The 9,153-nt window shown below is 33.0% G+C and carries 11 protein-coding genes; 2 read left to right on the plus strand and 9 right to left on the minus strand.

The window, feature by feature from the left end:
• Positions 1 to 314 precede the first annotated feature (314 nt).
• The 9 genes from OZD68_RS04305 to OZD68_RS04345 form a co-directional block, all read right to left on the minus strand.
• Positions 315 to 1,295, minus strand: coding sequence for an SGNH/GDSL hydrolase family protein (locus tag OZD68_RS04305; RefSeq protein ID WP_010082050.1), 981 nt, complete (start codon positions 1,293 to 1,295; stop codon positions 315 to 317).
• A gap of 140 nt (positions 1,296 to 1,435) precedes the next feature.
• Complete coding sequence (rpoD, locus tag OZD68_RS04310) at positions 1,436 to 3,388, minus strand: RNA polymerase sigma factor RpoD (RefSeq protein WP_182309865.1); 1,953 nt, start codon at positions 3,386 to 3,388, stop codon at positions 1,436 to 1,438.
• A 138-nt stretch (positions 3,389 to 3,526) separates the two neighbouring features.
• The gene (locus tag OZD68_RS04315) at positions 3,527 to 3,838 is read right to left on the minus strand and encodes a cation:proton antiporter subunit C (RefSeq protein WP_182309866.1); all 312 of its coding nucleotides are present in this window, start codon (positions 3,836 to 3,838) and stop codon (positions 3,527 to 3,529) included.
• Complete coding sequence (locus OZD68_RS04320; RefSeq protein ID WP_006279705.1) at positions 3,835 to 4,254, minus strand: Na(+)/H(+) antiporter subunit B; 420 nt, start codon at positions 4,252 to 4,254, stop codon at positions 3,835 to 3,837. Before OZD68_RS04320 ends, OZD68_RS04315 begins: the two co-directional genes overlap by 4 nt.
• Entirely contained in the window at positions 4,247 to 4,774 is a 528-nt protein-coding gene (locus OZD68_RS04325; RefSeq protein ID WP_182309867.1) for a DUF4040 domain-containing protein, read from the minus strand. The genes OZD68_RS04320 and OZD68_RS04325 overlap by 8 nt, the downstream gene beginning before the upstream one ends.
• Position 4,775: 1 nt before the next feature.
• A complete protein-coding gene (mnhG, locus tag OZD68_RS04330; RefSeq protein ID WP_155969497.1) occupies positions 4,776 to 5,063 on the minus strand; it encodes a monovalent cation/H(+) antiporter subunit G in 288 nt (95 codons plus the stop codon).
• A gap of 6 nt (positions 5,064 to 5,069) precedes the next feature.
• Positions 5,070 to 5,315, minus strand: coding sequence for a monovalent cation/H+ antiporter complex subunit F (locus tag OZD68_RS04335; RefSeq protein WP_182309868.1), 246 nt, complete (start codon positions 5,313 to 5,315; stop codon positions 5,070 to 5,072).
• 28 nt (positions 5,316 to 5,343) lie between these two features.
• Positions 5,344 to 5,751: a DNA-directed RNA polymerase subunit omega gene (gene rpoZ / locus OZD68_RS04340; RefSeq protein WP_007548528.1), complete on the minus strand. Its 408-nt coding sequence runs from the start codon at positions 5,749 to 5,751 to the stop codon at positions 5,344 to 5,346.
• Positions 5,752 to 5,811: 60 nt separating this feature from the next.
• Positions 5,812 to 6,108: a helix-turn-helix domain-containing protein gene (locus tag OZD68_RS04345; protein WP_182309869.1), complete on the minus strand. Its 297-nt coding sequence runs from the start codon at positions 6,106 to 6,108 to the stop codon at positions 5,812 to 5,814.
• 436 nt (positions 6,109 to 6,544) lie between these two features.
• On the opposite strand from OZD68_RS04345, the gene purE reads away from it, so the two are divergent.
• Both purE and mutL read left to right on the plus strand, forming a co-directional pair.
• Complete coding sequence (gene purE, locus OZD68_RS04350) at positions 6,545 to 7,036, plus strand: 5-(carboxyamino)imidazole ribonucleotide mutase (protein WP_174515715.1); 492 nt, start codon at positions 6,545 to 6,547, stop codon at positions 7,034 to 7,036.
• 7 nt (positions 7,037 to 7,043) lie between these two features.
• Positions 7,044 to 8,861, plus strand: coding sequence for a DNA mismatch repair endonuclease MutL (gene mutL, locus OZD68_RS04355; RefSeq protein ID WP_182309870.1), 1,818 nt, complete (start codon positions 7,044 to 7,046; stop codon positions 8,859 to 8,861).
• Positions 8,862 to 9,153: the final 292 nt, after the last annotated feature.

A 9,153-nucleotide genomic window follows, 5' to 3' on the forward strand; every position in this document is an offset into this window, starting at 1 on the left:
TGTGCTTATGGCTATGGTAGAGCAGTAGCATATTATGATCTGTTCGGATTATTGTAAAAAGAGCTATAGAAGATGAAATGATTACATTTATCGATCAAAACCAAGAGCTTAAAAGAAAATATATATCAATAACTATATAGTAGCGGGATGACGGTTTTTCAAATTATCGGTAAATCTAAGTCAGTTTAGCTATAGGCAGCAATTTTCTGTATTTATTTTAAATTGAAGAAAGCTCAAATGAAAGATCGTGTTTTGCTAAAAATCACAGAATGCAGTCTGGTTACTATTTAAAAGGATATGTTCAAAAAACTGTGTCAAATCAACTCATACACTTCATTACCAACTTCATGATGAAGTTCCGCAGTTGGATGGAAATAATCAAAAAAGAAATAATCCTTTAGTGTTTCTTTGCTACACCCAGGGTTATAGTGAACGTCAAGTTCCCCTTTAAATATCAACTTTAAGAGTATTTTTATATTTTCTTTAAATCTCCCAACTTGGTCTGCAATGTTCGATGTGCATGCATCTTGACAATTTAAACCTTTGCTCTTGTATTCGCTAAACATACTTCTCATTTTAGAGTTAAGATCAAATGCTTTTATTTCAAGATTTGTACTTTTCTTCATATAATCTAAGCCTTTAGCCAGTTTTGCATTGAAACTCTCCGTGAGCTTTGTAGCTAGTTCCCTTGCTTCTTCATCTCTATTAAAAGCTGGTATTGAGCCAACTTCAGGTGCATTTGCAACAACTACATGCTTAACACCATGTTCATTTAGAACCTTAAGTGCATTACATATTTCACTCACTGCTTGTTCCAACACTTCTTCCGCTTTAGTATCGTCATAAGCAGTGGCAACCATAACATCATTTCCGCCGATTATGATGCAAAATAAATCTTCTTTACCTATATCTGGATGATGTTTAATTACCGCATCTAGCTGGTTAGCTAAACGAAATTTATTGAAGAAATAAGAAAAAATAGGGTCAAAAATTTCAGATGCTGTTGCATATGAAACTGCGTAATTCTGACCTTGCTGTTCGTGGCATCTCCCAAAAAATGAATAACTCCACCCAGGTTTAAATTCATCTAAATCTAAATATTTTGCTATATATTCAACAGCAGTAGGGCCATTGCTGAAAGATCTTCCTTGATAAAAAGGATCATCAAATTTTACGCTTTTTGCAAAGGATAAATTATTTAAAATTCCAATGATTGCGCCATTATCGGATAAGCTATCACCCAGAACATAAAAATTTCTATACTTTGAATTAGAATTGTCATTTTTGTTTGTCATAATATTTACCGTAGATTAGCATGTTGTTTCATTAGATTCATAGAAAAAGAAAAATAGCGGTGAAATTATACAACTTTGGCCTAACTTGCTCTCCACTTTTTCCGGGCAAAATCAGCTTCTTCTTAACTTGACACGTATACTTAAAAGAACCCTCTAAGTTTTCTAGCACGGCTTGGATGTTTCAACTTGCGCAGTGCTTTTGCCTCTATTTGCCTAATTCTCTCACGTGTTACATTAAAAATTTTTCCTACTTCTTCTAAGGTATGTTCCTTCCCATCTTTACCAAGGCCAAAACGCATTCTTAAAATTCTTTCTTCCTTTGGTGTTAAAGTTGCAAGAACATTGGTTGTAATGCCACGCAAGTCAGCAAGTATTGCAGCATCCTCTGGCCTGGAGACTCGCTTGTCTTCTATACAATCACCAAAGGTACTACTATCATCTTTTCCTGTTGGAGCTTCAAGACTTACTGGATCCCTTGCTATTTTCATAACTTTGCGTATTCTTTCCAGTGGCATTGTCAGTTCTACACTCAATTCCTCTAACGTCGGCTCTCTTCCCATCTCATGAGTCATCTTTCTTAATGCTCTGTTGATTTTACTGATAATTTCCACCATATGAACTGGTATTCTAACTACTTTAGACTGCTCAGGTATTGCTCTAGTGATTGATTGTCTTACCCACCAAGTGCCATAAGTTGAAAATTTATATCCACGTTTGTAATCAAACTTATCCACGGCCTTCATAAGACCAATATTGCCTTCTTGTATCAAATCAAGCAGATCAAGGCCTCTTTTTGAATACTTCTTAGCAATGGAAACTACTAGCCTTAAGTTAGCCTTAATCATTTCTTGCTTTGCTTCAGAGACTTCTCGTTCGTGTTTTTGTATTCTCTTGATTAGCTCCTTAAATTCTTGTACGTTATCTTCCTGTATATGCTGCTTAATACCGTTCAAGGTACTAGCTATATGTTCAGAGTTATTGTCTATAAACCTTAAAAATTTGTTTTTTAATTCACCTGTAAAAGAGGACTGATTTTCATTGATCTTTAAAAGACTTATCTTTTTCAATTCGTGCTTTAAAAGCACGTCATCATAAACTTTATAGAAATTTTCTCTATCGATATCGTATTTTCTAGCCTCAGCAATAAGATTAGCCTCTTCAAGCGTAATGGATCTATTTATCTTATAAAGTTCTTGTGTAATTCTGGCAACAGCAGCATCACTTAACTTAATTTGTAATGCTATAGACCATATTTGATTATACAAATTTTCTAGCTCATTAGAGAAATTTTTAGAATTTTTTCTTAATATCAACGCTTCATTTGTTAAAGTAATTATCTCATCCAATGCAACTATGACCTTTGGCAATAAGTCACTTTCCATTTCAAGAATAGAAACATTTAAATTGACTGAACTTATATCTTCATTATTACCGTCTTTCTCATCATCACTTTTTTTACTATCTTTCTCATCATCACTACAGTACTCAGCATCTTCAGAAACATCCTCAGAATCCTCAACATCTTCAGCACTTTCTTCACTCTCTTCACTTTCTTCTTTGGGTACCACATTAAAATCAGAGTTATAAATTGCATCCAGATCTATAATTTCTCTCAGTAAGAGAGCTCCATTACTTAAATCATCACGCCATACTTTTATCACCTTTAATGTTACTGATGTTTCAATTATTGCACGTAACATGTTATGCTTTTCAGATTCAATTTTTTTTGCTATCTCGATTTCATCTGCCCTTGATAAAAGCTTTACGGAGCTCATGTCTTGTAAATAAATCCTCACTGGATCATCATTTTGTACTAAAGTTGCAGTAACATTTTGCGATGTGTCATCATCATCAAGTTTACTATCATCACTGTTGGAAGGAATATCTTCTTCATCTTCGCTACTTTCAAGCACATTAATTCCGGAATCCTGCAATAAAGATATAGCATCATCTATAAAGTCAGACGAAAAATTTTCATCTGATAATTTATCATTTATATCATCAAAGGTGATAAAACCACCCTTTTTTATACTCTTAGTTACCAGATCTTTGATAATTTTTTTCTTATCTTCTGCATCATTAATAGTTGACATCATTACCTTTATAGTTTATAATTTTATTTCTTATTAACAAACAAACTTACAACGAGCAAGTCTATAATTTTACTTTTAACTTGTGGCTATTTGTTACTTCATATAGTTTAAGATACTGTTAATTTATGTACACTTGTCTTAATCGATTGTTCCATACTTTTCTTCCACTTTTACTGCTATGGATAATCCAACTGAAAATGTTGCAATTCCAACCACTATAGCAGTAAGCATTAAAACATGGGGTATAGGATTGCTATATGAATAAAAATTTGAAACCAATATAGGAGGCAAGGAACTTTTTATATATCCTAGAGATATGTAAAATAACAAAACAGATGCTTGGAAGACGCTTACCCCTATCATTTTCTTGATTAAATTTTTATCGTTTATAATAATACATAAACCTAGCACCATTAATACAATAATAATCGTATAATTATATAAAGTCATTGTTTTTTCCTACGAGCAAAATTTATATATATAATTAACATAGAGGAGCAGACAGTAAATGCTACACCTAATTCCACCAAAAAAATACCTAATTTTTGACCGGTTCTATTATTGGTTAACAAGATATCATAAGATAAAAAATTTTGGCCAAGTAAAGTTGTTGCAACGCCCGTTCCTCCATAAATTAAAATACCTAACACGTTAGTCAATCTAATCACAGAATAAGGTATTGCTTTTAGAGTTGTAGATACACCAAATAGCATTGAATATAATATTATCCCGGAGGCAATAATTATTCCTGCTTGAAAACCTCCACCCGGAGTGTAATCACCGTGAAATTGTATGTATAAACCAAATAAAATGATAAAAGGTATCATCAAAAATGTTACTGCATTTAATATCGGATCTTTAATCATTTTCTTTTTCTTCTTTTAATATCAACGTTATACAAAGCGCAGAAGTAAAAACTACTATAGTTTCTCCAAACGTGTCATAACCACGAAAGCTTGCCAAAATAGCTGTCACTATATTAGGAATACCGGTAGCTTTTTCGGTATTTTCCACATAATAAGGAGCAACATGCAAGTGGATCGGAGCATTGTGGCTGCCAAAATCTGGCAATTGAATCATAAAATATGACAAACATACAGCCAGGAATAACATAAAAAAAAGCGTTATAGGGTTATGAGATAGATTTACTTTATGATTCTTTATCAAGGAGAGTGCTGCAAACGTAAAAACTGTACTGAGCCCCGCACCAACAGAAGCTTCAGTAATTGCAACATCAGGTGCATTCATAATTAAGTATATAAGCGCAATCAGTGAACTAAATACACACATTAGAACAGCACTTACGACTAAATGTCGCGAGAAAACTATAAAAACCGTAACTGTTAGTAACAACAAAAGTAACACTACATTTAATATTTCTAACACCTTAGCCTTCTTTAACAGTTTTTTTCTTAACTTTATAATGAGTGCGCGCTAAAATATAGCTATTAGTTGAGTTAGCTACCCATATTATAAAAATTAATAATACTATTTTAACAGTATTGATTGAAAATCCATTCTGCAAAGCAAAACCAATTAACAATAACGTTGCACCGCTAGAATCTGTAATACCTGCTGCATTTAACCTAGTATAGAAATCAGGAAATCTTATCACCCCTATATTTGAAATAATTATCAAACAAATACCTAAAAATATGAAAATGGATCCTATCATAAATTATCAAAACAACATTAATCTCATTAGTGCTATAGTTGATATAAAGCTAACGCTAGCATACAACAATGCTATATCAATTAAAAAAAAATTATTCAGAATGATTGATATTGCTGTTATAAGTACAACTACTTGCGTTGAGAAATTATTGAACGCTAAAACCTTATTGTACACATCATTTGACTTAGACACTATGCAACACAACATTACACTCATAGAGAACAACAGTGTATAGATAGCAATGCAAATCATTTAAAGACTATGTAACTTTAGTAGATTTCTAAACGGATACTTCTTCATCGCCATCTTGATCATTTATTTCATCATCTATTTCACCATCCACTTCATAATCTTGGCTTTCTTGACTTGCATCAAGATCTGTGTTATCAGAAAAATTTAATAAATTCGCTAGCTTACTTGTATTACTGCTGTAAACATTATTCATATTTCCTTTCATGTATTCCTTGCATCTACCTACCAAAAGGCTAAACAGCTCATGAGTATCCACCTGTTTTCCTGCTATTTCATGTAAGGAAACTATGGTATTTTTATGACCTTTAAACTTAGCTGCTTGAATTGGATTACTTGCCCCTGTATTTAAATCATGTGTTCTTTGACTTGCCAACAGAACCAATTTGAAACGGTTACTTACCCGTTCTATACACTTTTCTACAATAGACTCAGCCATAAGATACTACCTTAATAAGTTTTATACTATATCACAAAAAACAAGTTGTCAACTTTGTATCTATTGCGATTCAACTTCATGTTTTACTTTTTCTGCCTCAGATTTTATTTCTTGGCTTTCTGTCATCGTGATTGTTATCTCATGATCAAGTTTTTTTAGAAATCCTAACAATCGCTCTAAAGAAAAACCATCTATTTTACCATTTTTAATTTGCGATACCTTTGGCTGATCAACACCAAGTTTCTCAGCTGCAAAAGCCTGAGTCCAAGCATTTTTTTCTATAATTTTATTTATTATATAAAGCAACTTTGTTTTTATTCCTGCACTGTCTAAGTTATTTAACGATATTATTTCCATAATTCTTACACTCACATATCAATTAACTTTATTAAATATTATAACATAATATTTAATATACCAAGATATTAATATCATGTAACTTGTCAATAACTATATGATATCAATATTTAAAACTTTAAGTTGATTATATATTAATATTTTTATCAAATTTCTAGTAATTTTAAATTACCATTTTACCATCAGTCTATCTGAAAAAACCATTTATAGAAAGAACAAGCTAAGATTACAAAGCTTGAAATACAAAAATAATTATTTTATAAATTTATCTTACATAAGAAGTTTATATCTCTATATCTTAATATAAATATTTATTTAAATTTTTAAAATTTCTATTTTAACGAGAATTCTATATATTATATTTATAATATAATTTAAATATTTGTTGCTTTTTAGCTGGAACATTATTTAGTTAGTAAGTAAAATTGTGTTGAATATGACAAAAATAAAAAAAGATATTGCTGTTATTATGGGAAGTGAGTCAGATTACACCACTATGGTCCATACCGTTGATATGTTAAAAGCATTAGAAGCTTCACATGACATATTCATAATATCTGCACATAGAACGCCAGAAAGGCTCTTCAATTTTGCTAAATCTGCACAAGAAGAAGGTTTTAAGGTTATTATAGCTGGTGCAGGAGGTGCAGCTCATTTACCTGGTATGGTTGCGTCACTAACTTGTTTACCAGTTATCGGTGTTCCTGTGCATAGTAAACAATTAAATGGGCTGGACAGTCTACTCTCTATAGTTCAAATGCCAAAGGGTGTTCCAGTTGCAACCATGTCTATAGGAGAAAATGGAGCATATAATGCTGCCATTACTGCCGTATCTATATTGTCAATTTCCAACAGTGAAATTGCAGGTAGGTTAAAAAAGTGGAGAGAGAAACAGACCAAAGAAGTAAAAGAAAAACCAGTTTCATAATAAATCTATGGCAATAATTCTTTTAGACACAAAAACCATAAACCGTATAGCAGCGGGAGAGGTGATAGAAAGGCCAGCAAGTGTAGTAAAGGAATTAGTGGAAAATGCGATAGATGCTGGAAGTTTAGAAATAGAGATTAAAATAGAAAGTGGTGGGCGTAACCTTATTATTGTGACAGATGATGGTAACGGAGTAGAAAAAAACGATTTAGAACTTGCGTTTATGCGCCATGCTACTTCAAAATTGAGCGACAATGAGTTGATAGAAATCAAGCATCTTGGCTTTAGAGGAGAAGCTCTGCCTTCAATCGCAGCAGTAAGTAGGATAAAATTATCGTCTAAGCCAAGAGAAGCAAGTGAAGCATGGTCTATAAGTTATGAGGGTGGAGAGAAAATAGGGGAGCAAACTCCTTACTCTTTATCACAAGGGACACATATTGAAGTACGAGATTTGTTTTTCGCTACCCCAAATAGACTAAAATTTCTAAAAACCGAAAGAGCAGAAACTCAAAGCATTGTTGATATTGTAAACAACCTAGCAATGATTAACTATCATATAGGGTTTACTCTCACTTCAGGTAATAAAAAGCTCTTAAAATACGCTAAGCAGACTTCGTTATTTCATAGATTGTGTGAAGTAGAAGAAGAATTTCAGGGCAATTCTTTGGAGGTCAATGAAGAAGAAGACGACATTAAACTTACGGGACACATCTGTAAGCCGAACGTCAATCGTGGTAAGTCCACTCAGATCTATACGTTTGTTAATGGAAGGCCAATTAAAGATAATTTACTTATTGGCGCAGTTAGGTATGCATATCATGATTTTATTCCAAGCGATAGGTATCCTTTTGCAGCGTTACATTTAGAGATACCTTATGATCAAGTAGATGTAAACGTGCATCCAAATAAGTCAGAAGTAAGGTTTCAGAATAAGAAGCTCATATATGAGATAATGACAAGAGGATTAATTAAAGCATTGTCAAGAAGGATAGGCACCTTTCCAGCGCATGATCAGAAAATGGATTCAACATTGCCAGATCCTTTTGATAAACCTAATGTTCAAAATGAAAGAAGGCCAAGTCCTTTTGAAAATCAACTAATAAAAGAATTTGCTTCTCCAAATGAAAAAGCAAAAGGCTTATCAGAACAGTCAAAATCGTTTGATTATAGCGGCATACAGAAATTCCCAGCACAAGCGGAGGCTATGGTTCTAGAAAAAAAGGTGTTAGAGCAAGTTGATTTGATAGAGAGCCACCCGCTCGGGTTTACACGCTGTCAGGTCTATAATACTTACATTATTGCCGAGGTAAGAGACAAATTGATTATAGTCGACCAGCATGCAGCCCACGAAAGGCTAGTATATGAATGCTTAAAACAAAAATCAAGTGTAAAAAGACAAAAACTACTTCTTCCTGAAACGGTTGAAATCAAAAATCAAGCCGGAATGGAGATGATTGAAGTCTATAAAGATAAGTTATTTGAAATGGGTTTTGATGTTGAGATCAAACCAGAAAATAAAGTGATAGTAAAAGAAATCCCTGCAATTTTGGGAGCAATAGATGTGAAAGAGATGCTAATTAACATAATTGATAGATTAACGGAAATAGAAGATACATTGCCAGTAGAAGATAAAGTGAACAAAATATTGGCCACTATCGCTTGTTATGGATCAATTAGAGCGGGTAGAAAAATGAGATTAGAAGAAATGAATGTGCTGCTTAGACAAATGGAAAAAACCCCATATTCCGGGCAATGCAACCACGGAAGACCAACTTATATAGAAATGAAACTCAGTGATATTGAAAAACTTTTTGAGCGTAGGTAATGAGGTTGCCATAAATATGTAAGTGCTCCTTTCTCGTCATCCAAGTAGCTCATAGAAACGAAAAAACTTCCTTGACAAACTCCGTCAGCCCCCTTATCATGGAAGTGAAGCTGTTTATTTATCTTCGCAATCTGTGCAGGTTAATGACAAAAAACTTAGGGTGTTTGGCGTCTCATGTTTAATTTTTCGCACTACGTGCATCGCATGTCTTTAAAAATTCTGGGTTTTTACCTATATAAGCCGAAACGCGCTTACAAAGCGTTTAAGACAGCAAAAAACGTCAAATTGACAA

This window comes from Wolbachia endosymbiont of Drosophila bicornuta (assembly GCF_028982105.1).
Lineage (GTDB): Bacteria > Pseudomonadota > Alphaproteobacteria > Rickettsiales > Anaplasmataceae > Wolbachia > Wolbachia pipientis.

Coding starts and splice junctions, on each gene's coding strand:
- OZD68_RS04305 (WP_010082050.1), bottom strand. CDS start 1,295: ATGACAAACAAAAATGACAATTCTAATTCAAAGTATAGAAATTTTTAT.
- rpoD (WP_182309865.1), bottom strand. CDS start 3,388: ATGTCAACTATTAATGATGCAGAAGATAAGAAAAAAATTATCAAAGAT.
- OZD68_RS04315 (WP_182309866.1), bottom strand. CDS start 3,838: ATGACTTTATATAATTATACGATTATTATTGTATTAATGGTGCTAGGT.
- OZD68_RS04320 (WP_006279705.1), bottom strand. CDS start 4,254: ATGATTAAAGATCCGATATTAAATGCAGTAACATTTTTGATGATACCT.
- mnhG (WP_155969497.1), bottom strand. CDS start 5,063: ATGATAGGATCCATTTTCATATTTTTAGGTATTTGTTTGATAATTATT.
- OZD68_RS04335 (WP_182309868.1), bottom strand. CDS start 5,315: ATGATTTGCATTGCTATCTATACACTGTTGTTCTCTATGAGTGTAATG.
- rpoZ (WP_007548528.1), bottom strand. CDS start 5,751: ATGGCTGAGTCTATTGTAGAAAAGTGTATAGAACGGGTAAGTAACCGT.
- OZD68_RS04345 (WP_182309869.1), bottom strand. CDS start 6,108: ATGGAAATAATATCGTTAAATAACTTAGACAGTGCAGGAATAAAAACA.
- purE (WP_174515715.1), top strand. CDS start 6,545: ATGACAAAAATAAAAAAAGATATTGCTGTTATTATGGGAAGTGAGTCA.
- mutL (WP_182309870.1), top strand. CDS start 7,044: ATGGCAATAATTCTTTTAGACACAAAAACCATAAACCGTATAGCAGCG.